Raw genomic sequence first — 21,104 nt, 5'->3', positions numbered from 1 at the left:
TCGATTCACGGAGTTCGGAGACATCTGCCCATCGCACTCGACCCATGTGGAATGGATATGTTGAATCGTCAGAATCCCCGCGTCAGTGTCGTCATCCCGACGCTCAACGAGGCCGCGAACCTTCGTCACGTCCTCCCCTTGCTCTCGCACGACTACGAGCTCGTGCTGGTCGACGGTGGATCCGTCGACGGCACCATCGACGCGGCGCGGGAGATCCGCGGTGACATTCGCATCATCAAGCAGACCCGCAAGGGCAAGGGCAACGCTCTCGCCTGCGGCTTCGAGGCCGCTACCGGCGACATCATCGTCATGTTCGACGCCGACGGTTCCGCCGATGCCGCCGAGATCCCGCGCTTCGTCGACGCCCTGATCGCCGGTGCCGACTTCGCCAAGGGCAGCCGGTTCTGTGAGGGTGGCGGAAGCCACGACATCACCCCGCTGCGCCGCGCAGGCAACGGTGGCCTGCACCTGGTGGCCAACACCCTCTTCGGGACTCGCTTCTCGGATCTCTGCTACGGCTACAACGCCTTCTGGCGCGACCTGGTGCCGGTGCTGGATCTCCCCGTCGTCGATCAGCCCGGTGCCGAGGGCATGATGCTCTGGGGCGACGGTTTCGAGATCGAGACCATCATCAACTGCCGCTTCGCCGAGGCGTCCGTGCGCATCGAAGAGGTGCCGAGCGTCGAATTGGCTCGCATCTACGGTCAGAGCAATCTGCGCACCTTCTCCGACGGCTTCCGGGTGCTGCGCACGCTGATGACCGAGCGCATGCGTGCCCGCAGGATCAAGCGCAAGTCCATCGTTCGGCCGTTGCGAGAGTCGGTCGACGCCCGCACCGACATGGACCTCGAGTTCGAGGCCCTGGAGTCGTACAACGAGGTTCTCGAACTCCGCGAGAAGACGGCGTGAGTCTGCCGACTTCCTCGGTCGTCATCTGCGCGTACACCCTGGCTCGGTGGTCGGAACTACAGGCTGCCGTGCGTGCCGTCCTCGATCAGGTCGTTCCGGCGGACGAACTGATCATCGTCATCGATCACAATGCGCAACTGGCCGAACGAGCGCGCGAGGAGTTCTCGCCGCTGCACCGGACCGTGAACGTGGTGGAGAACAACCACCCACGTGGCCTGTCCGGAGCGCGAAACACCTCGCTCGACCTCGCGACCGGTGAGATCGTCGTCTTCTTGGACGACGACGCCTCACCGCGCAACTCAGAGTGGCTCGGAGCCATTCTGTCCCATTACTCGGACGATGCCGTGTACGCCGTTGGGGGCTCTGCATACCCGGTATGGCCGGACAAGCGTCCGGCCTTCTTACCGGCCGAGGTAGTGGGTGAACCCGGCGAACTCGATTGGGTCGTCGGGTGCACCTACCGCGGGCAGCCAACGGAAACCGCTCAGGTCCGCAATCTCATGGGCGCGAACATGTCGTTCCGCCGTGAGCCCGTCGTCGCACTCGGCGGGTTCGTCTCCGGCATCGGCCGGATCGGTCGAGTGCCGCTCGGTTGCGAGGAGACGGAGCTGTGCATCCGTCTGCGTCAGACGCATCCCGACGCCCAGATCGTGTTCGATCCCTCGATCGTCGTCGATCACACCGTCAGCGCAGATCGAACTCGTCCGCGCTACCTCATCACGCGCAGCTACGCCGAGGGCGTATCGAAGGCAGCGATCGCCCGGTTGATCGGGGCCGAGGACGCACTGTCCTCCGAGCGGGCATACACCGCCAAGATTCTTCCTCGCGCGGTCGGCCGGGAGACCAGCGCAGCGGCTCGCGGCAATCCCGTGCGCGCCTGGGGTGCGATGGCCGTGGTGGCCAGCGTCGGTGCAGCCGGAATCGGCTATGCCCGAGGAAGACTCAGTACGAGCCGCTAGCGGCACGTGCACAGAACCTCGTAGTCCACTACGAGTTACCGCTCACGACCTTCGGTGCCACCGAGGCCCTCTCCACGGAGTTCAACGCGCGCACGTGTCCGCGCGGTACACCCCCGCCGCGACCGACGAGCGTCAGCGTACGAGGTTCGTTCGGTGCCAGGTGGAACCACGAGTCGGATACCTCGAAGCCGTCGATGTCGACGCAGACGTACTGCGCCGGCCAGTCGGATCGGACGGTCAGTTCCCATGTTCCAGAATCTTTTTCGACAACATTCGCCGTCAGCCCCACCGTGTTCTGACGACTCTGCACGCCGACGAGCGCGGTGGATCGCGCCGCCTCGACGCCGCTGTCGTCCAGAAACAGGACCGTGACGGCGGAGTAGGTGCGGCTGCCGAAGCGGTAGGCGTGGTTGACGTCGGTGAACGTGCCGACGATGGAATCCACCGTCAGTGCGATGGATCCGTTCGCCGGGGCGCTCACCGTGCGTTCGAACTCGTGGCTGCCGCGGGAGGCGTGCAGCTCCACTCGAACGGTGCCCGATCGCGCCGGCCCGTCGTTGACCAGTTCCACCGAATAGCCGTCGAGTCCGTTGTCGGACAACAGCAGTGCCACCGGGGCGCTGGCCCGCGCCAACGCGTAGAAGGGGGCCTTGCGCACACCGGCGGTGTCGACGATGCCCCAGCCCGCACCGGCGACGGTGTCTCGCAGCGTCAGCACGAGGGCTCCGGCGCACCCCGAGGATGCTCGACGCCAGTGGCCGAACGCTTCGATGAACGCTTCGACGATCGCCGCCCTACCGTAATCGAGATACAGCTCTGCATCGTCGCGCCGGATCAGGTGTGGATCGACGCCGAAGATCGTGCGTACGTAGTGATCGCGCACGTCCTCGAAATCCCAGGACGAGCCGCGGTCACGTGGGACGGCGGCCTTCCAGTCGGGGTGGTGACCGGCAACGGCCGCGGACCCGAAGAACTTCTCCACCTGCGCCCGTTCCGGGGGAACTGCGAAGGCCAGGCACTCCGCCGCGAAACGTACTCCGGCAGTGCGGATATCGGACAGTGGTCGGAGATAGCCGCCCACCCCGAAGTAGTGTGCGATACCGTCGCCCACGTGAGTGTGCAGTTCGCCGCTCACGCTGGACGGGCTCGATGTCACGTAGGCGACTCCGGGTACACGATCGGCGAGAAAGTTGGGAACGATGCTGTCCAGCATCACCATTCGCTGGTCCTCGGCTGCGAGTCCCAACATCGTGGGCTGCTGCTGCGTCTCGCTTCCACCACTGACGACCATCAGGGCAGGGTTGGCCGAGACCGTGTCGGCGAACGCGTCGAGCTCGCGGGTGACCGCTGCGGTGTACGTATCGTCGGTGGGCGGGTCGACGGTGCCGAACATGACGTCCTGCCACACCATGATGCCCAATTCTGCACACAGGGACCAGAATTCGGTCTGCTCGTACACCAGGGTGCCGACGATGCGCACCATGTTCAGACCCGCCGATCGGAGCTGCACGAGCGCCGCCCGCAGCTCGGGCTCGGGCGACCACAACCGCACCGGGTCCAGCGGGGTCCACGTTCCTCCGCGGCAGAAGACGGTCTCGTCGTTGACCGTCAGTACTGCGCCGCCTGCCGTACGGTCCAGCTCTACCGTACGAAAACCGACGACGCCCAGGGGATGGACGGTGCCGTCGACCTCGAGCGCCACGCGATACGTTCGCGGTCGGCCGTGTGTATGGGGCCACCAGAGTTCGACGTCGGGCAGCGTCACCGCTGTGTCGACGCGCTCGACCCTGCCGAGCTCGAAGGCCCTGTCGTCGATCAGGATTCGAGCCACCCCGGGAGCGCCCAGGTCGGCGCGCAGTGTGACGATGCCGTCGGTTCCCGATACTTCCGTCGTCAGGTCGACGCGACGCACGTCGGGGATGGGGGTCATCGTCACCGGACGCCACGGTCCGACGGGTACCGGAAGGGGTCCGTACACGGGTGCGCGACCGAGCATCGTCGTTCGCTCGTGTCGCAGCCCCTGCGCGGCGATCAGTGACGATCGCCACCGACCGCGGGGGCGTCGGGACTTCAGTTGAGCTGCAAGCGATTCGATGTGGACGGCGATGGTGACGGTGTCACCGCAGTCCGGCAGATCGAGGGTCTCGGGAACGAACATCGACGTCACGGTTCTGCGATGGACGCCATCGATCCAGATCCGGGCGCGGGTCGCGATGCCGCCGAAGCGCACTCGCACCCGGCGATGGTCACCGGTGGAGACGTGAGTGACGAACCACCAGTCGTGCTCGTCGGGGTCCACTGCGAGTGAGTGTCCGAGCGCAGTGGCAACCGTGCCCGGCACCACCGCGTCGACCCAGTCGAGATCTTCCCGTAGGTCGGCAGGGTCGAGAACAGAGCCGGCGTCGGTTCGGGCCAGCCGCCACCGAGCGCCGTCGAGCAGATCGATCACGTGCCCAATGCACCTGCAACGATGTCCATGGCGGCAGCCCAGTTCTTGCTCATCTCGATCAGCGGCTCGTCGAGCACCACATCCCGACCACGTGCGGCGCGCGCCATCCGGAATTGGACGGCCTTTGCGCCGGAGGCGGCATCGAGGAAGTGCGGCGCTGCCGCAGCGGCTCCCGTGATGCCACGACCTTCGAGGTAGTGCACGTAGTTCGCCGCCAGTTCTGCCGTGGCACCGAACTGCCGGAGCAGGCCGAACGACCAGAGGTGGAATGCGTCGGGTCCCGCAGTCTGTACGAGCGGGATATCGGCGACGATGCGGCGAGCCAGCGCGTCGACAGGGTTGCCAGGAGCTCGACGCGCCAGATGAGCACGAGCGACGTCGAGGTCTCGATCACCGAAACCGGCGTCGAGTACCGCGGGATCCACTCGAATCTGCTCGACGTAGGGCAGCAGCACCTCCGCGTGCGGCTCGGGGGCGAGATTGAATATCCCGTCGAAGTCGGCTCCGGTGAGCTCGAAATAGCCGCGGTTGTGGAAGTACCCCATCACCTTGCCGTCGCGATCGACGAGGTTCGGCACGATGGTGGTCTTGGTGTGCTGGTTGCGATAGCTGGTTCCCGCCGTGTCGGGCAGCCAGAAGCCGTCGACCTCCACGGTGACGTGGATGCCGTCTTCCAGGCCTTCGACGACGTGCTCGAGTACGGGACGCCACACGTTCATCTCGGCGACGCCGATGCCGTACAGGCTGCGTAGGTCCTCGGGGGCGATCTTCACGAAATCCCACTGTCGACCGTCGCATCCGGCGCTCAGCACGAAGGCGAGAGCCGGAGTGGGATCTGCACCGAACGAGTGCAGAACTTCGATCCACAGGTCGACGTAGCAGTTGGTCTCGGTCCAGATGCGGTCGTGATTGTGTATCGGGTGTGGTCGGTAACCGATGGGTTCGAGTTCGAGGACTCGTAGGCTGGTACCGAGCCTGTCCAGCACTGCATCGTTCGACATGAAGCCTCTCCTACCGGATCGAATGTCGGACGGTCCCCGAGCCGCATTTGTCCGTATTGCCTGTATCCAGGCCACTAATCCTAACGAATCGGTTTGTTCTTCGCATTCGATCGAACGGTAAGATTGTTTTTGCCCGGGCAATCTATTTCCAGGGCCACCATCTCGACAGCAGCGATACCCGAGTCCGGTAACGCGGACAATCGCAGAGCGAGCAGTCGGTTCCGCGCCGGTAATGCCGGTGCGCAGCTTGTTCGTGATGACACTTGCACAATGGCTCTGAGCTGGGCACATGCCGAGTGTAGACAACACCTGACACATCCATGCCCAACTCGGGCAGGCAAGAGGAGGCACGAGCGTGATGCGCCGTTTCGCATCCAACGCAGCGCTGGTCATCGGCTGGGCTCTGCTCGCAGGCGTCGCCGGAATGTTCCTCGTTCGCCAAGTCGGTGTGACCGAGATCACTTTTGTTGCGCTCGTCGTGGGGGCTCCGTATCTCGGCGTCGCCGCGATCGTCGCCGTGATCCTGTTCGCCGCAGCGCGCTCCCGCATCGGATCGGCCGTCGCAGTACTGATCACCGTTGCCGTCGTCGGCGTTCAGGTGCCGATGTTCCTCGCCGACGGACCGGACAACACCGGCCCGCAACTGTCGGTCCTGACGGTCAACGTCGCGCACGGCGATGCCGACGCCGCGTCCATCGTCGACGCGGTGCGGAGCAACGACGTCGACATTCTCGCGGTCCAGGAATTGACCCCGGAGGAAGTGGACGACCTGCAGGCCGCGGGCATCGACGACCTTCTGCCGTTCGCCTTCACCGCTGCGCTCCCGGTGGCCGATGGCACCGGGTTGTGGAGCCGCACTCCGCTGACCGACGGCATCCGCCTCGACAACTTCGGATTCGTACCGGTGCAGGCGAAAACCACCGTCGACGGACAGGATCTGACCGTCGTCTCCTTCCACGCGATGTCGCCTGCCACACCGCGCCACACCACCGAGTGGGCCGCCGACCTGGCCAGGATGCGGTCGATCATGGAGACCTACCAGGGCACAGTGCTCGTCGCGGGCGACTTCAACGCCACCAACGACCACCGGCAGTTTCGCACGTTGGCATCGTCCCCGTTCTCCGACGCGGCAGCCGGTGCCGGTGCGGGCCTGTTCCGCACGTTCCCGTCGGAACGTCCACTGGCGCGCTTGGATCACGTCGTGACGAGCGAGAACGTCCGCGCCCGGTCGGTCGAGCCGTTGCCGATCCCGGACAGCGATCACCTGGCGGTTCTCGCGCAGTTGCAGCTGCCCTGATCCGGGCGGCCGCGGATGCCGGTCAGAACCGCGGCAACTCGATGACCGGTGCAGGTGGCAACTGAATCTGCGGCAGCTGAATCTGCGGCAGGCCGGGAATCAGTGGCGGCGGCGCGGGCGCAGGCGCGGGCGCGGCGGGCGGCACGTATTCCGGCTCGGAATAGGTGCGAGCCGGGGCCTGAGCGGCCTCGGTGGTCGGCGGCACAGTGGTCGTCGGTGGCACGGTGGTGGGCGGTGCGGTGGTCCTCGGCGTCGTGGGCACTGCGGTGACGGGTGCGCTGGTCTCGACCGGTGAACTCGTCGGCTCCGTCGAGCTGCCGCCGTATCCGAGGGACAACCCGAGTGCGGCGATGGCAACGAGACCCCCTGCGACGAGCACTGCGCCGCGCACCTTGCGCTTGGAGTCGGCGGGCTTGTCTCCGGTGGGCTCGGGGCTCAACCAATCCGGAGCCCCGGTCAACAACGCGGGATCGGACGGAGACTGCCGAACGCCCGGTTGTGGGCTCGGTCGACGCGGCGCATCGGCCACCGGGGTCGCGAGCAGAGCTGCACCGCGTGCGGCCACCGACTCCGGGTCCGCCGGGGTTACGACGGGGAGGCCGATCCACGCACCGAGAATGGATTCCACCAGAGGAATTCGCGCTCCGCCGCCGATGAGGAAGAGAGCGTCGACGTGCTTGGGTGAACGACCGATCACGTCACGCACCAGCCGCGCCGAGTACTCGATCGGGACGGTCACCAGAGACTCGAACGACTCGCGCGAGATCAGAATGACGCCGCCGTCACCGGGCAGGCACACCGCGCCACTGGTCGACAGCTGCTCCTTGGCCACCCGGCACCGCGCGGTGAACTCGCTCAGTTCCTGGTTGTCGGCAATGTCGACGCCCTGCTTGGCGAGCTGATTGTCCGAGATGAGCCGATCGAAGTCGTCGCCGCTGATGTCGATGGTGCGTTCGGCGAGCAGAACCTGACCGGTACCGCGGTCGATCACGCTGATCGTCAATCCGGAACTGCCCAGATCGTAGAGGGCGATGGTGCCGAAGTGGCCCAGCTCGCCCGAGGCCTCCAGATACTGCAACGCTGCTCGTGCCTCGGGAACCAGTCGGTAGTTGTAGAGCCGCTGGCTCGCCATGGCCTGCTGGATCTCGCCGAACTGTTGCTGGTCCCGATACGCGACACCTGTCGCTTGCACCGGTCCACCGTCGCCCGCCTGCGAGAGCACGACTCCGATCGACTCGGCGGCCAATTCCTCCGCGCGGTCCCAGTAGGCGTCGACGGTGTCGTGATGGAAATCGAGGCGACCCGAATCCTGAGGGCGCGCGTCGGGACGAGCCATGCGCACAGCACTGGCCCCCACCGACACACCGAGAACTTCGGTCATTACCCGCCTTCGGTCGACTTCCCCGTGAACACACGCCGAGACTGGATGTCACGAACCAGTCTCGATCCCCCGCCAATGGCACACTGTAGCGCGTCCCTCGGTGCTCAGTGCGGCACCCGAGCACAGCACTAGAGTTGCGGGCATGCGCGTTCTGTTCGTCTGTACCGGGAACATCTGTCGATCGCCCACAGCCGAGCGCCTTGCGGCTGCATTCGCACGAGAAGGTGGCTTCGAGCTCACCGCGAGCAGCGCCGGAACGCAGGGCTTGACCGGGCACGCCATGGATCCGACGGCGGCGACGGTGCTGACTCAGCTCGGCGGCGATCCGGACGGTTTCGTTGCCCGACGCCTCACGCCCGCGATCGCGTCCGACGCCGATCTCGTGCTGACGATGACGGCGGCACATCGCGACGCCGTCCTGGCTCTCGCACCGCGGCAGATGCGTCGCACCTTCACTCTGCTGGAGGCGTCGGGCCTCGTCGCCGCATCGGGCGCGCAGTCCATCGCGACCCTGGCCGACGCACGGGCGGTGCACCGTGTCGACACACTCGACATCGGCGATCCGTACCGGCGTGATCACTCGGTGTACGAACAGGCCGGGGAGTCCATCGCGGAGGCGCTGCCCCATGTTCTGCGGTTGTCGACGCAGTGAACGTCCATCTCTCACCGCCCCGCTCGCTGAGGTAACGTTCTCGCATCATTGCCGACCATCCGGGTCCGGCCACGGCGTTAGGGTCTGTGCATGCGCGACAAGGTCATCGCGTCGGCAGCAGTGGCGAGCGCCGGAGTGGCAGTCGCAGTCGGCTTGACCATCGGTGCTCTCGGTGGCGCGTTCGACGACACGAGCCAGACCGTTCGTCCGCCCGCTCTGAAGTCGGACAGTCTGAGTTCGGTCGAGACGACACCGACGTCGACGATCGTCATCGTGCCGCCCTCGCCCACCTGGCAGGTCGCGGTACCCACCACTGCTCGTCCCACGACGACCACTCCGGATCGGTCCGAGACCACGACGCGAAGCCCGCGCCGAACCCCGTCCTCGGATCGAACGACCACCACCTCCGCGGAAAATTCGGACGATTCCGACGACGAGAGCAGCACCACCGAATCCGAATCCGACTCCGGGCGCTAGGGTACCGGCCGGGGTTATCGGCTCGGCTTCGTCAGCGCTGCGTTGTCGCCGATTCGCAACGCGGCCACCAGTTCTCGGTAGAGCGAGTCGGTGTTCATGAGCTCGGAGTGCGTGCCCCTGGCGCGGACCACTCCGTCCTCCATCACCAGGATCGTGTCGGCGTCGAGCACGGTGGACAACCTGTGCGCGATGGTCACGACGGCGGAGTCGGCCGCGATCGATCGGATCACCTCGTGGATTGCCGCCTCGGTGCGGCCGTCGACCTGCGCTGTGGCCTCGTCGAGCAGAAGGATTTCCGGACGACGAACGATGGCTCTGGCCAACGCAATTCGTTGACGCTGCCCACCGGAGACGGTCGATCCGATCAGGTCGGTGTCCAACCCTTCGTCCAGCGCGCGGATCGCCGAGTCCAGGTGCACCGACTCGAGCGCCGCCCAGATGTCGGCTTCGCTGGCCTCGGGATGGCTGAACAGGAGGTTCTCGCGGATCGAGCCGGGAAGCACCGGCGTCTCCTGCTCCACGTAGGACAACCGCGCTCGCACTTCGTCGATGGTCAGCTCGTCGTACGGGGTTCCGCCGAGCCTGATCTCGCCGGACTCAGGGGTCAGGAAGCGCAGGATCAACGAGAAGACGCTGGTCTTGCCTGCTCCCGACGGTCCGACGATCGCGGTGTGTCCACGCGCAGGCACCGCGAGGTCCATACCGCGCACGGCCGGCTCCCTACCCGGTGCGTATCGGGCTGTGACGCTGCGGAATTCGAGAGCCGGAGCGGGCGTTTCGGTCCTCGCCGACCTCGCGGGACCCGTCTCACCCTTTTCGGTGACCAAGTCGTCGATCTGGCGGATACGGGCGGCCGCGGCCATTCCGGCCTGCAATGCGGTGATATTCGTCGCCAGGGTGGACACCGGGCCCATCACCTGGAATGCGTAGAGCAGAAATGCGATCAGGCTGGACACGGCCAATGCCCCGGTACTGACGCGATAGCCGCCGAGACCGAGGATTCCGATGATCGCCAACTGCACTCCGCCCCCGGCGAATGTCCAGGCCAACGCGGAAATCTTGACCGCTCTGACGCTGTGCTGGGCGGAGATTCGCGCCTCGGAGATGACCCGCTCCGATTCGCGGGCCTCGGCCCTGCTGGACTTGACGGTACGAATCGCCCGCAGAGTGCCGTCGAGAATTCCACCGAGGCGGCCCACCGCTTCCTGGGACTGCCGCTGTGCGACGGCGATAGGAGGCATCAGGCGAGCGAACAACACTGCGATCGCAATGATGGCCGAGGCGATCGCGCCGAGCAGCACCAAATCCAGCACAGCCATGAGAATCAGTGCGCCCACGAGGCCGACCACACTGTTGACTATGGCCACCAACGCATTCGAGGTGGCCTCGCGCAGCAGAACGGTATCGGAGGTGACCCGGGTGACGAGCTCTCCGGTGGGCCGAGTGCCCAGACTTCCCACCGTGGCACCGAAGTACTTGCGCACAATGGATTTGCGGGCGTCGAGGACCACGCGTTCGGCGAGGACCCCCAGCACGATCCACTGCAGATACAGCACCAGCGAACCCACCACGAGAAGAGCCACCAGAATCAGCACCGGCTGGATCAGGGAGGCGTCGGTGCCGAGGCCGTCGAGCACTCCTTTGGCTACCATCGGCGTCGCCAGTGCCGCTCCGGTGCCGACGAGGCCGAGGGTCAGGCCGAGAGACAGGGTGCGACGGTGCGGGCGGACGAACTGCCACAGCACGCGCAGATTCGGGACCGTTATCTTCTTCTTCTCTGCGGTAGCGATCTGCACGTCGACCATGGCACCAGTGTGCCGGATGGGGCGGTCGGGCTAGGTCGCGTCCCAGATCATGTGCACGGTCGTACCGTTCTGGTCCGAGGTGACGGCGGCGCTGTCGGCCAACGCCCGCATGAGCGGCACACCCCGCCCGCGGTTGGGATCGGAGTTGTGCGATGCCCAGTCTCCGCGATCGGTCACTTTCACTTCTATTCGCCCCTCCGCGGCACACGAGACTCGAATGTCGAGTGTTCCGCGGTCGGTGTGGTCTCGGTATGCGTGCTCGACGCTGTTCGCTATTGCCTCGTACGTGGCGAGCACCACGTCGTACGCACGATCGGGGTCGACGCCCACATTGCCCAACCAGTCACCGAGCTCACGACGAAGCTCCGACGCTCGATCGGCGTCGGCAGGTTCGCCGGTGAACAGCAGTTCTTCCATTCGCGCACCTGCCGTCGAGATGGAACTGTCGGTACGTGAGTCGTCACCTCCGGAGAGAGTCGCCATCATGAATCCCGTCTACCCAAAAGTTCAGGATCTACCCGCGTGAAGTGCAACGAATGCTTCGTCGACCGTTGCATAGATTCCGAACACCTCGTCCAGACCGACGAGAGTGAGGGGACGACCGGTGGCCGGACCATCCGCGACCACGGCAAACCCGGCGTTACCACCGAGTTGCTGATGCGTCGACGCCAACAGGGACATGCCGGCGGACGCGAGAAATCCCACATCACTGAGATCGATCACCACAGCCGTCGGCGATTTCTCGAGCACGATAGCTACCGACTCGGACAGATCGGGAGCAGTCACCAGATCCAGTTCACCGGACACCGCCAGAACCACGTCCCGGTCACGCCATTCCACGATCACATCGAAGTGCTGGGGCCCGAGGCCCGTGTCGTCCGCAGTCACACGCCGACTTTACCCCGGCCCACCCTGGCAGACCTTCTTCCACTCGGCCGAGTGGCCCGACTCCCACTAGGCTCGCTTCGATGATCGAGGCACTGCAGGGAGCGGACCGTCGTCGATCGTTCGGTGAGTACCTTGCGGTCACCGTCGGTGGCGGGGTCGGTGCGGCGTTGCGATACGAGGTCTGGACGTGGCGAGGATCGCCGAGGTGGCTGTTGATGAGCACGTTCGGCGTCAACGTGTTCGGGTGCCTAGTCGTCGGCGCTGGCCTGGGCTACCTGTGGGGACGGCCCGCCCCGGTTGCCCGCGCCGCCCTGTTCGGGCTGGCGTGCGGGTTCACCACCTTCAGCCTGTACGCGTTCCAAGCGGTGACGCATCGCGGTGCATGGAATTCGGTGGTGTATCTGGTGGGAACGCCGATCATCGCGTTGATCGCCATGGCACTCGGCGCGGCGATCACCAAGCCGAGGCCGAGCAGCATTCGATGACGACCATGATTCTGGTGGCCGTCGGGGGTGGGCTGGCTGCGCTCGGGCAGTTCGTGTTCTCGTACGCCATCAGGTCCAGGCGACGGTTGTCCGCGCTCAATCTGCTGGCGTGTGCGGCATTGGGGTTGGTGTTCGCTCTCGATCCACCGGACCGGTTTCGTTCGCTGGTGGGCATCGGATTTCTGGCGTCGGTGGCCCCGTTGGCCACGGTGGCGCTGGCTACGCTTCGGCTCACCAGAAACCAGGAGTACCGCAGCGCAACAGTATTTTTCGCTGCCAATGTGGTGGGTGGAATCGCTGCCGTGATGTTCGGATTCCTGGCGTGGAAGTCCGGCATCACGCTCTATCACAAGATTTTCTGACCCGCCCGCATCAGTCGTCCGCCGAGTTCTCGCACGGTCCCTGTACGCCCGCCTTGACGAAGCCCGCGATCTGGTAGAGGTAGGTGAACTCCCATTCGACGAGGGAGAAGTCGTAGGCACGTGGCGTCGGACGCATCGTGACGGTTCCGTCGAAGCACTGGTCGAAGATGTACCGGGCGCGGGGTAGGTGGTAGCGCCACGTGACGACGATGACGTGATTCCACCCTCGCTCGCGGGCGAGTTCCTCGGTGAACATCGCTTCTCCGCGTGTGGTCGACGGAGTCGGCGGAATGCACAGCACCTCGAACTCGGTCGTCGATGCCGCGCAGTCCTTCTTCATGGTCGGGTCGCGGGAACCGTAGGGATCGGAGAGCACCACCGTCTTCGCCAGACCCTGCTCGGCGAGCGAGATGCCGTACGCCTCGCGGCCGTCGTGTTCGCCGCCCAGTACGACGATCGCGTCGGCCGTGGTCATCGGATCGACGCGAGCCTTCGTGAACGCGACGTAGCCGCCCACACCGATCGCAGACACCAGGACAACCGGGATCGCGAAGGCCAGAAACAGCAACAGACGTCCGCGGAACACCTCACCAGGTTAAGGAAGGTGCACCGCGGGCGCGCGGTCAGAGACTCGGATCACTCACTCGGCTGAGGCACGGTGACGTTGCAGTCGGTGACCTCGGGGTTGATGCCGAAGTAGTTGAGCGGTCCTGCGACGACAGTGAGGGCGATGGTGCCCGCTCCGCCGCAGTTCTCGGGTGCGCTCTCGAAGTAACCACGTTGGTACGACGCGAATGCACCGATGATGAGCCAGACCAGAACGATCAACGTAACGAATCTCATGGTGCCCCCTAAGGCGGTCAGCCGCCGTTCGGCTGTCGAGAGTGACGTATGTCCGATTGTCGCAGTGTTCAAACCGCAGTCATTCGCTCCGCCTGGACAGTGTCTGCGACAGGTAGTCGCTCAGTGCCTGTTCCTGGACGCGATCGAGGGCACGCGCCAACTCCGCCTGTGCCGATTTCATCGCCAGGCTGCGCATCTTCTCGAACATCTCGGTGGTCTCGGCCACCTCCCCCGACTTGGGGAGCCACCCCGGACCGTGTTTCGCGGCCAGATGGTCGGTCACGCTCCCCACCATCGATTCGGCGATGGCGTTCATCTTCGATGCGGTTCTCTCGTGCTGGTCGAGGAGTTCCTCCAGGGTGAAGCCGTACTGGCTCAGATCGACGAACACCTCGAGGAGAGTGGGATCGAGTATCTCGGCCTGATCTCCGTCGATTCTGATCAGTTTCGCTTCGATGAGTCGGGCAACGATGTCGTCGTTGTCCTCACCGAGAAATTGCGCAATCAGTTCGACGGGGATGACCGTGGTCTCGGTCGACGACCACTTGCGGGTCACGATTTCCTGCAGGCCGAGGATTTCTTCCAGGTCCTTGCCCTGCTCCCAGCCCGAGAGGAAATCCGCGATGTGCGCCGAGGTGAACCCACGTTGCAGCAGCGAGTCGATCACCTTGAGTCGAGTCAGGTGATCGTCGTCGTAGATACCGACGCGACCGCGGAGCGTGGGCGGCGGAAGCAGTCCGCGTTCCTGGTACGCCCGCACGTTGCGAGTGGTCGTCTTGGCCTCTCGGGCCAAGTCGTCGATTCGATACTCCACCGATCTCCCTACCTCCGCCGCGCGTCGACCCACAGGATATACGTCGACCACGCGGCGGAAGGCGGACCCGAAGCCGAATGTCATCGCAACGGCAGCGCGCTCTCGTGCACCCGCAGCGGCTCTCGCTGCCGTTCTACACGGCGCGGAGTCATCGTGAAATCGCCCTGCTCGACGCCTCTGAGCTGGTTGACGTACTGGGTGGCGAAACCGGGGAACATGGTGGCGTTGAAGCCGTCCTCGGTGAGATACCAACTGCTGCAACCCGAATTCCAGGTCGTCTTGGCGAGTTTGCGCTGCATCTCCCGGTTGTAGGCATCCTGAACGTCCTGGCGCACATCGGCGCTGTGCAGGTTGCCGTCGAGCACCAGGGAGATGGCCTCGACGAGGTAGTCGATCTGGGCCTCCATGTACACCAGGGCCGAGCTGTGCCCCGGTCCGGAGTTCGGGCCGAAGGTGAAGTACATGTTCGGGTAGCCCGATACGGCAATGCTCTTGTACGCCTTGGCCCCTGCGCTCCACTCATCGGCCAGTACCCGGCCGTCACGCCCGGTGATCGGGATAGGGGTTCCGGTGTTGGAGACATCGAACCCGGTGGCGAACACGATGGCGTCGAACTGATGCTCGACGCCTTCCACGGTCCGAATTCCCTTGGGCGAGAGCGTTGCTATCGGCCACGTCACCAGCGTGCAGTTCGGCTTCGGCAAGGCCGGGTAGTAGTCACTGGTCATCAACAACCTCTTGCAGCCGGCCCGGAACCGCGGGGTCAGCTGGCGTCGCAGCCATGGATCGCGAACCTGACGCCGCAGATGGGCGCGACCGACCAGTTCGACGATGCGCGTCAGCGGCGTCTTCCAGACGACACCGAGGGCGACGGACTCGTGGCCCCAGAACCACAGCGAACGCGCGATGGTCTGAGCCTGCGGGTACCGAGCGTATCGACGCTTGGTGCTGCCCTGTGTCTTTCGGTTCATTCTGGGCAGTGTCCAGCCCGGCGTGCGCTGGAACACCTTGACCGTGTCGGCGATCTTCACCAGTTCCGGAACGATCTGCACCGCGCTCGCCCCGGTTCCGACCACGGCGACCTTCTTTCCCTCGAAGTCGTAGTCGTGATCCCACCGAGCACTGTGGATCTTGTGTCCCTCGTAGGTGTCGATGCCCCGGATATTCGGCAGGCTGGCATTGGCGAGCGGCCCCGACGCCATCACCACCGTGCGCGCTCGAACATCGGGGTGCCCGTCGATGCTCAGGTGCCAATGCCCGGCCGCCTCGTTCCAGATGATGTCGACCACATTGTGCCCGAATCGAATACGCGACTCGATGTCGAACTCGTCCACCATCGTGTGGATGTACTCGAGAATCTCACCGCTGCCGGAGTAGGTGTGCGACCAGTTGGGGTTGGGCGCAAAACTGTACGAGTACAACCTGGACGGGATGTCGCAGGCGGCACCCGGATAAGTGTTGTCTCGCCAGGTTCCTCCGACTGCGCTTCCGCGTTCGAGGATGACGAAGTTGTCGATACCTTTGTTGCGCAGTCGGATAGCGGAACCGATTCCGGCAAACCCTGCGCCGACGATCACCGCATCGAGTACACCGTCGCGCACATCGAACTCGCTCATGCGACGGGCTCGTAGGTCAGTTCCTTGGCCCAGGTCGGCTCGGAATTGAGAGTCTTCGTGGGGTACCGGCGCGTGAGCTTCACCAGGCCGTCCGCCAGCAGGTGGTACGGGTGCTTGCGATTGATCACGATGCTGCCGTGCCATTGCACGATGCGGTACATGGGCACCCGCAGCGCAACGGGATTGCGCTGACCGACACTCTTGAATCGCTTCATCGCGGTGTACAGGCGCTCCTCGTCGACACCCATCTCGACGATGTTGTCGCGCATCTTGTTCAGCAGCGGGATGTACCGCAGCGTGCCGACGATGAGGGCCGGGTTCATCCACGCGCCGACGGTGTCGACCAGAATCTTGCGCATCCGCGAATGCCCGAGCAGCTCGATCACGGCGAAATCGACTGCAAGGTGCCGTGATTCGTCGGAGTTGATCTTCTTGAACACCGCCTGACACACCGGGTCGTCGATCTCGTCCATGATGAATTTGACCAACGCACCGTCCAATGCGACCTCGAGCATCGGAATGACGGTGCCTAGTACGGCCAGTGACAGCCCGTCCGAGTGCTTGTCCAGCCAGTCGATGACGAGCTTGACGTTGATGTTGGGCTCGGGCATCTCGTCGCCGTCGAGCATGCCCCACCGCCGCATGAGAGCAAGTTCGGCGTTGGCGTGCTTCTGCTCCTCGGCGTGAAAGTAGCGGTAGATCTCCGCCAGCGTCTCGTTCGGCGCCTTGAGCGCCATGGCGGCGAAGCCGCGAGCGCCCACGTTCTCGATCCACATCAGATCGGACATGAAGGGCTTGAGTTTGGCGTGCAGTTCGGGGCTGATGGTCTCGGCTCCCGGGCCGTCCCAATCGATGTCCGCCAACGCCCACTGACGGTCCTTGATCTTGGTCAACATGTCATCGAAGTCCATTGCCATGTCAGGCTCCTGTGGTTGTAGTAGTGAGGGATTCGTTCTTCGCTGCGTCCTGGTCGGCGGGCATGACCCGATTGAGCAACCCGAGAAAACGCACGTACACCGCGGGCAGCAGTCTCTTGAATCGCCATACGGCCTTGGCGTCGAACTGGGGAACGACATAGAGCCGACCCTTGTCGAAAGCATCGAGTGTTCGGGCAGCGATCTTGTCCGGTGAGCGTCCGGTCCAGCGCATCGCCATCTCGGCCAGCCGCGATGAACTGGCGGTGATCCGGCCGTCCACGGCCACGTTGGTCTTGACGAACGTGGGGCACAGAACCGAGATGCGCACACCGGTACCCGACAGTTCCGCCGCCATCGTCTCCGACAGCGACATCACTGCCGCCTTGCCGACGTTGTACGGACCCATCAGAGGCGCGGCGGCAAAGCCTGCGGCGGAGGCGACGTTGATGATTCCGCCCTCGCCGGCGGCCCGCAGCGCAGGGGTGAACACCTCGCAGCCGTGGATCACTCCCCAGAGGTTGATCCCCAAGGCCCAGTTCCAGTCCTCGAAACCGATGTTGCCGACGGGCTTTCCACCGATCCCGACGCCGGCGTTGTTGATCAGCACCGTCGTCGGTCCGTCGAATTCGATGCCGGCACGTAGCGCCAACTCCTCGACGTTCTCGCGGATCGACACATCGCATTCGACGGCGTATCCGGTGGCACCGAGGGCGTTCACCATCGCTACCGTCTCCTGCGCGCGCGGCAACGAGATATCGGCACACATGACTGCTCCGCCGCGACGAGCCAGTTCGAGTGCGAAGGCCCGGCCGATGCCACTGCCCGCGCCGGTCACGACCGCTCTTGACCCGTACGACGGTTTTCCGTTCTTGCTTCTCATCGACTTACCTGCTCCTTCGAATCTTGTTGCACAACTGAGTTATCGAGTGCATGGGTGATGAATTCGGCTGCACGCTCGAGCGCGTGAGCGGCCTCGGGGATCAGCCGCGGGAGAGCCTGGAACACGTGCATCTGGTCGGGCCAGATCTCGAGTTCACTTCGTCCGCCTGCCGCGTCGATCATGGAGTGCAGGTGTCGAGCGTCGCCGCGCAGCATTTCGACCCCGCCGACTTGGATCAGGGTGGGTGGCAGGTCGCGTGCGAGCGCGAGGTCGAGCCGCAATCGCGGCAGATCGGCGTCGTGGCCCTCGGTGTAGAGGGCCACCAGTCCTCGCGCCGCCTTCGCCGAGATCATCGGGTCCTTGCGCGTGCGCTCCATCCGGGCCGACAGCTCGAAGTCGAGATCGATCAGCGGCGAGAACAACACCATCGCCCCCGGCTGCGGCGTCCCGGTCCGGTCGTTCTCGATGAGCAGGTCGGCAGCGAGGTGGCCGCCGGCCGAGTCTCCGGCGATGACGATGTTCGCCGCGTCGTACCCCTGGCCGAGTAACCAGCGGTACGCGGATTCGAGGTCGTCGGCGGCAGCGGGAAACGGGTGTTCCGGGGCCAGCCGATAGTCCACCGTGAACACCGGCAGGCCGGTCGCGGAGGACAACCGCGCGGTCAGACCACGATGCGTCCGTGCCGAACAGATGACGTACGCGCTGCCGTGGATGTAGAGAATCACGCGGGGTCCAGGGGTCAGGCCGCGTGCTCGCACCCATTCGCCGCGCACCGGGCCGTCGCCCACGATGTCCACTCTCGTCCCCTTCGGCACCGGACCGAAGAGATTCATCGACGTAGCGACGAGGCGTCGGGAGAACTCGATGCCGCTGCGGGACGTCGGAAGCAGGTTCGTCATCGGGCGCAGCGTCAGCCGAGCCATCAACGCTGCCAGTCGCGTTCGCCGAGACCCGGCACCGAAGGCGCCGCGCGGGAGGTAGTCGTTGTTCGTGGTCGAAGTCACCTCGTCACCTTCACCCGCTATTCGCCATTTGTCAATGGCCTATTAATTGGTGGCGAAGTGTGCGACAGTGACGACAGACACGCAACGAGCCCGAAAGAGGGAACAAGTGACGATGTTCAGGAGCGCACCACCGGCAGACCTCGGTACGTCGACCAGCGGTCCCGAGGCGGGAATCTTCGAGCTGGAAATCACCGAGGTGACCTACGAGACCGAGGACGCCGTCTCGCTCGGATTCGCGGTCCCCGAGCATGCGGAGACACACTTTCGGTACGCGCCGGGACAGTTCCTCACCCTGGAGATCCCCTGCACCGAAGGCGGTTCGGTGGCCCGCTGCTATTCCTTCTCGAGCTCCCCGGTACGCGACCCGTTCCCCACCGTGACGGTCAAACGAATCCAGGACGGGCTCGCGTCACACTGGTTGCACGACAACGCAGTTCGAGGGATGCGACTGAAGGCGCTGAAGCCGTCGGGCATGTTCGGACCGGAGAACTGGGACGTCGATTTCGTACTTCTGGCCGCCGGTAGCGGCATCACGCCGATGATGTCGATCATCAAAACCGCACTGTTGCGGCACGAGAACCGCATCACCCTCGTCTATGCCAACCAGAACCGCGGCTCGGTGATCTTCGCGGAGCAACTGACCGAACTTCGGTCTCGTTTTCCTGATCGACTCGACGTACATCACTGGTACACGTCGGACTCGGGATTGCCCACTGCTGCAGGGCTGGCCACGATGAATGCGGCCGTTCCGCCGGAGTGCGAGGCGTTCCTGTGCGGTCCGCCGCAGTACATGAACGTCGCCGAGGAGTGGCTCGCCCGCACCGGCACGGTCGCACGCAGAACGCATCGAGAGGTGTTCTCCTCCTTCGACTCCAACCCTTTTCGGGACGACAGGACCGCAACTGCCCACGAATCGGATGCGAACTCCGTCACCGCTCGGGCCGAGATCGACGGTATCGAGACCGAATTCGCCTGGAATTCCGGCACCAAGCTTCTCGACCGGCTCCTCGAGCTCGGTCTCGATCCGCCGTACGTGTGCCGCGAAGGGACGTGCGGCGGCTGCGCGTACACACTCACCGAGGGCACTGTGACCATGCTCGCCAACGAGACACTCGACGAGCACGAGCTCGAACACGGGGTTCGATTGGCATGCCAGTCCGTGCCCGAATCCCAGGCGATCCGTGCGGTGTTCGACCGCTGATGCCCGACGCGATGGGCCGTGACACCGACTCCGACGGAGCGCCTACCGAGGCCCTCGACATCGCGTATCCCGACCTCACACATTTCGGTCTCGAAGAGTTGGGCCGGGCCGCGTGGATCACCGTGGTACTCCTGGCTGCCGCAGCGATCGCCGTCGTTCGCTGGCCGGTGTCCTGGCTCGCCAAACGCCGTCGCTTCACGGTCTCCCTAGCCGAAGGTGTGGTCAAAGGATTCGAGGCGCTGGGGCCGACGTTCGTCAAACTGGGACAACTCATGGCGTCGTCGCCCGGTGTGTTCCCTCCGGTTCTTGCCGATGCGTGTCTGCGCTTGCTCGACGGTGTGCCACCCGTCCCGGCCCACAAGGCTCGCCGTGTCATCGAACGCGACCTGGGTGGCAGTATCGCGGAACTGTTCACCTCGTTCGACGACGTGCCGCTCTCGGCAGCATCCGTGGCGCAGGTCCACGCCTGCGTGCTACCCGACGGGCGCGAGGCGGTCGTCAAAGTACAGCGGCCCGAAATCCGTCGTCGCATGCGAGTCGATCTACGGGTGGCCTTCACCGGTGCGTCGTTGCTGGAGAGGTTCTTCGAGGTCTTCCGCATCGCCAACGCGACGGCCGTTGTCCGTGACCTCGACGAGTTGACGGCCGAGGAACTCGACAGTGCAGCAGAAGCATTGCGTCAGCAACGCTTTCGCGCCAACCTGTATGTCTTCGGGGACAATTCTCACGTGATGGTTCCGGACATCTACTGGAGCCATTGCGGACCCCGGGTGATCTGCATGGAACGAGTTCGAGGAACCCCGGTGGGCCGTATCACGCCGGGCGATCTCGCCGGGCTCGATTCCGAGCTGCAGTTGCGTCGCGGCGTCAAGGTCTGGCTGGAAGCCGTTGTGCTGCACGGCCCCTTCCACGGTGATGTACATGCCGGCAATCTGTGGGCACTGGACGACGGACGGGTGGGATTCCTGGACTTCGGAATCGTCGGGGAACTACCCGAGCAGTGGCGCGAGGTACTTCGCGAGATGTTCCGTGCCTCCCTGTTCGACGGCAACTACACCGAAGCTGCGCGACGCATCCGCATGCTCGGCATCACCGAGGGAACAACTCTGGGCGACAAGCTGATCGGTCTGCAGCTGAGGAAGTTGTTCGAGCCGATTCTGGGTA

The 21,104-nt window shown here is 64.7% G+C and carries 22 protein-coding genes; 9 read left to right on the top strand and 13 right to left on the bottom strand.

Annotated elements, in window-relative coordinates:
• Window positions 1-51 precede the first annotated feature (51 nt).
• Together CH256_RS26605 and CH256_RS26600 are read left to right on the top strand one after the other, a co-directional pair.
• Window positions 52-909, top strand: coding sequence for a glycosyltransferase family 2 protein (locus CH256_RS26605; RefSeq protein WP_094671392.1), 858 nt, complete (start codon window positions 52-54; stop codon window positions 907-909).
• Entirely contained in the window at window positions 906-1,868 is a 963-nt protein-coding gene (locus tag CH256_RS26600; RefSeq protein ID WP_094671390.1) for a glycosyltransferase family 2 protein, read from the top strand. The genes CH256_RS26605 and CH256_RS26600 overlap by 4 nt, the downstream gene beginning before the upstream one ends.
• 28 nt (window positions 1,869-1,896) lie before the next feature.
• Here CH256_RS26600 and CH256_RS26595 read toward each other — a convergent pair whose 3' ends face one another.
• Together CH256_RS26595 and CH256_RS26590 are read right to left on the bottom strand one after the other, a co-directional pair.
• Window positions 1,897-4,317, bottom strand: a complete 2,421-nt coding sequence (locus CH256_RS26595; protein WP_094671388.1) for a glycoside hydrolase family 2 protein — start codon at window positions 4,315-4,317, stop codon at window positions 1,897-1,899.
• Complete coding sequence (locus CH256_RS26590; protein ID WP_094640800.1) at window positions 4,314-5,318, bottom strand: DUF1839 family protein; 1,005 nt, start codon at window positions 5,316-5,318, stop codon at window positions 4,314-4,316. Before CH256_RS26590 ends, CH256_RS26595 begins: the two co-directional genes overlap by 4 nt.
• A gap of 358 nt (window positions 5,319-5,676) precedes the next feature.
• On the opposite strand from CH256_RS26590, the gene CH256_RS26585 reads away from it, so the two are divergent.
• Window positions 5,677-6,615, top strand: a complete 939-nt coding sequence (locus CH256_RS26585) for an endonuclease/exonuclease/phosphatase family protein (protein WP_094640799.1) — start codon at window positions 5,677-5,679, stop codon at window positions 6,613-6,615.
• Window positions 6,616-6,637: 22 nt separating this feature from the next.
• Here CH256_RS26585 and CH256_RS26580 read toward each other — a convergent pair whose 3' ends face one another.
• A complete protein-coding gene (locus CH256_RS26580; RefSeq protein WP_094671386.1) occupies window positions 6,638-7,996 on the bottom strand; it encodes an Hsp70 family protein in 1,359 nt (452 codons plus the stop codon).
• A gap of 142 nt (window positions 7,997-8,138) precedes the next feature.
• Here CH256_RS26580 and CH256_RS26575 point away from each other — a divergent pair, with 142 nt between their 5' ends.
• On the top strand, window positions 8,139-8,648 hold the full coding sequence (locus CH256_RS26575) for an arsenate reductase/protein-tyrosine-phosphatase family protein (RefSeq protein ID WP_082898757.1): 510 nt from the start codon (window positions 8,139-8,141) through the stop codon (window positions 8,646-8,648).
• Window positions 8,649-8,738: 90 nt separating this feature from the next.
• Window positions 8,739-9,125, top strand: coding sequence for a hypothetical protein (locus tag CH256_RS26570; RefSeq protein WP_094640797.1), 387 nt, complete (start codon window positions 8,739-8,741; stop codon window positions 9,123-9,125).
• 14 nt (window positions 9,126-9,139) lie between these two features.
• Here the strand turns inward: CH256_RS26570 and CH256_RS26565 are convergent, their stop codons facing one another.
• From CH256_RS26565 to CH256_RS26555, 3 genes are read right to left on the bottom strand one after another with little or no spacing between them, the layout of a single operon-like run.
• Window positions 9,140-10,930, bottom strand: coding sequence for an ABC transporter ATP-binding protein (locus CH256_RS26565; protein ID WP_068055477.1), 1,791 nt, complete (start codon window positions 10,928-10,930; stop codon window positions 9,140-9,142).
• A gap of 30 nt (window positions 10,931-10,960) precedes the next feature.
• Window positions 10,961-11,416: an ATP-binding protein gene (locus CH256_RS26560; RefSeq protein ID WP_068055479.1), complete on the bottom strand. Its 456-nt coding sequence runs from the start codon at window positions 11,414-11,416 to the stop codon at window positions 10,961-10,963.
• A gap of 21 nt (window positions 11,417-11,437) precedes the next feature.
• Window positions 11,438-11,773, bottom strand: a complete 336-nt coding sequence (locus tag CH256_RS26555) for an STAS domain-containing protein (RefSeq protein ID WP_373454883.1) — start codon at window positions 11,771-11,773, stop codon at window positions 11,438-11,440.
• A 125-nt stretch (window positions 11,774-11,898) separates the two neighbouring features.
• Between CH256_RS26555 and CH256_RS26550 the strand changes: the two genes are divergently transcribed.
• Together CH256_RS26550 and CH256_RS26545 are read left to right on the top strand one after the other, a co-directional pair.
• On the top strand, window positions 11,899-12,303 hold the full coding sequence (locus CH256_RS26550; RefSeq protein WP_094640795.1) for a fluoride efflux transporter FluC: 405 nt from the start codon (window positions 11,899-11,901) through the stop codon (window positions 12,301-12,303).
• Window positions 12,300-12,665: a CrcB family protein gene (locus tag CH256_RS26545; RefSeq protein WP_068055485.1), complete on the top strand. Its 366-nt coding sequence runs from the start codon at window positions 12,300-12,302 to the stop codon at window positions 12,663-12,665. The genes CH256_RS26550 and CH256_RS26545 overlap by 4 nt, the downstream gene beginning before the upstream one ends.
• Window positions 12,666-12,675: 10 nt before the next feature.
• On the opposite strand, the gene CH256_RS26540 is transcribed toward CH256_RS26545, so the two are convergent.
• The 7 genes from CH256_RS26540 to CH256_RS26510 form a co-directional block, all read right to left on the bottom strand.
• The gene (locus CH256_RS26540; RefSeq protein ID WP_094671384.1) at window positions 12,676-13,251 is read right to left on the bottom strand and encodes a YdcF family protein; all 576 of its coding nucleotides are present in this window, start codon (window positions 13,249-13,251) and stop codon (window positions 12,676-12,678) included.
• 50 nt (window positions 13,252-13,301) lie between these two features.
• Complete coding sequence (locus CH256_RS26535; protein WP_094640793.1) at window positions 13,302-13,508, bottom strand: hypothetical protein; 207 nt, start codon at window positions 13,506-13,508, stop codon at window positions 13,302-13,304.
• A gap of 79 nt (window positions 13,509-13,587) precedes the next feature.
• Window positions 13,588-14,322: a MerR family transcriptional regulator gene (locus CH256_RS26530; RefSeq protein WP_256980747.1), complete on the bottom strand. Its 735-nt coding sequence runs from the start codon at window positions 14,320-14,322 to the stop codon at window positions 13,588-13,590.
• An 80-nt stretch (window positions 14,323-14,402) separates the two neighbouring features.
• A complete protein-coding gene (locus CH256_RS26525; RefSeq protein ID WP_094671380.1) occupies window positions 14,403-15,938 on the bottom strand; it encodes a flavin-containing monooxygenase in 1,536 nt (511 codons plus the stop codon).
• The gene (locus CH256_RS26520) at window positions 15,935-16,855 is read right to left on the bottom strand and encodes a reductase (protein ID WP_094640791.1); all 921 of its coding nucleotides are present in this window, start codon (window positions 16,853-16,855) and stop codon (window positions 15,935-15,937) included. Before CH256_RS26520 ends, CH256_RS26525 begins: the two co-directional genes overlap by 4 nt.
• A gap of 1 nt (window position 16,856) precedes the next feature.
• Window positions 16,857-17,735, bottom strand: coding sequence for an SDR family NAD(P)-dependent oxidoreductase (locus CH256_RS26515; RefSeq protein ID WP_094640790.1), 879 nt, complete (start codon window positions 17,733-17,735; stop codon window positions 16,857-16,859).
• Complete coding sequence (locus CH256_RS26510) at window positions 17,732-18,739, bottom strand: alpha/beta hydrolase (RefSeq protein WP_306438728.1); 1,008 nt, start codon at window positions 18,737-18,739, stop codon at window positions 17,732-17,734. Before CH256_RS26510 ends, CH256_RS26515 begins: the two co-directional genes overlap by 4 nt.
• Before the next feature lie 112 nt (window positions 18,740-18,851).
• Here CH256_RS26510 and CH256_RS26505 point away from each other — a divergent pair, with 112 nt between their 5' ends.
• Entirely contained in the window at window positions 18,852-19,940 is a 1,089-nt protein-coding gene (locus CH256_RS26505) for a ferredoxin--NADP reductase (RefSeq protein WP_094671402.1), read from the top strand.
• Window positions 19,940-21,104: ABC1 kinase family protein (locus tag CH256_RS26500; protein WP_094671378.1), on the top strand; the 1,165-nt coding region annotated here is incomplete at its 3' end. The genes CH256_RS26505 and CH256_RS26500, both read left to right, overlap by 1 nt.

The organism is Rhodococcus sp. 05-2254-6, assembly GCF_002258565.1.
Lineage (GTDB): Bacteria > Actinomycetota > Actinomycetes > Mycobacteriales > Mycobacteriaceae > Rhodococcoides.
The sequence above is the reverse complement of the archived record's forward strand: the minus strand, read 5'-3'. Positions and strand labels throughout refer to the sequence as shown.

What these genes read in the sequence shown, in the direction of transcription:
- CH256_RS26515 (WP_094640790.1), bottom strand. Translation starts at nt 17,735, where the DNA reads ATGAGAAGCAAGAACGGAAAACCGTCGTACGGGTCAAGAGCGGTCGTG.
- CH256_RS26525 (WP_094671380.1), bottom strand. Translation starts at nt 15,938, where the DNA reads ATGAGCGAGTTCGATGTGCGCGACGGTGTACTCGATGCGGTGATCGTC.
- CH256_RS26560 (WP_068055479.1), bottom strand. Translation starts at nt 11,416, where the DNA reads ATGATGGCGACTCTCTCCGGAGGTGACGACTCACGTACCGACAGTTCC.
- CH256_RS26580 (WP_094671386.1), bottom strand. Translation starts at nt 7,996, where the DNA reads ATGACCGAAGTTCTCGGTGTGTCGGTGGGGGCCAGTGCTGTGCGCATG.
- CH256_RS26545 (WP_068055485.1), top strand. Translation starts at nt 12,300, where the DNA reads ATGACGACCATGATTCTGGTGGCCGTCGGGGGTGGGCTGGCTGCGCTC.
- CH256_RS26505 (WP_094671402.1), top strand. Translation starts at nt 18,852, where the DNA reads ATGTTCAGGAGCGCACCACCGGCAGACCTCGGTACGTCGACCAGCGGT.
- CH256_RS26605 (WP_094671392.1), top strand. Translation starts at nt 52, where the DNA reads ATGGATATGTTGAATCGTCAGAATCCCCGCGTCAGTGTCGTCATCCCG.
- CH256_RS26535 (WP_094640793.1), bottom strand. Translation starts at nt 13,508, where the DNA reads ATGAGATTCGTTACGTTGATCGTTCTGGTCTGGCTCATCATCGGTGCA.
- CH256_RS26585 (WP_094640799.1), top strand. Translation starts at nt 5,677, where the DNA reads ATGCGCCGTTTCGCATCCAACGCAGCGCTGGTCATCGGCTGGGCTCTG.
- CH256_RS26550 (WP_094640795.1), top strand. Translation starts at nt 11,899, where the DNA reads ATGATCGAGGCACTGCAGGGAGCGGACCGTCGTCGATCGTTCGGTGAG.
- CH256_RS26520 (WP_094640791.1), bottom strand. Translation starts at nt 16,855, where the DNA reads ATGGCAATGGACTTCGATGACATGTTGACCAAGATCAAGGACCGTCAG.
- CH256_RS26590 (WP_094640800.1), bottom strand. Translation starts at nt 5,318, where the DNA reads ATGTCGAACGATGCAGTGCTGGACAGGCTCGGTACCAGCCTACGAGTC.
- CH256_RS26575 (WP_082898757.1), top strand. Translation starts at nt 8,139, where the DNA reads ATGCGCGTTCTGTTCGTCTGTACCGGGAACATCTGTCGATCGCCCACA.
- CH256_RS26570 (WP_094640797.1), top strand. Translation starts at nt 8,739, where the DNA reads ATGCGCGACAAGGTCATCGCGTCGGCAGCAGTGGCGAGCGCCGGAGTG.
- CH256_RS26565 (WP_068055477.1), bottom strand. Translation starts at nt 10,930, where the DNA reads ATGGTCGACGTGCAGATCGCTACCGCAGAGAAGAAGAAGATAACGGTC.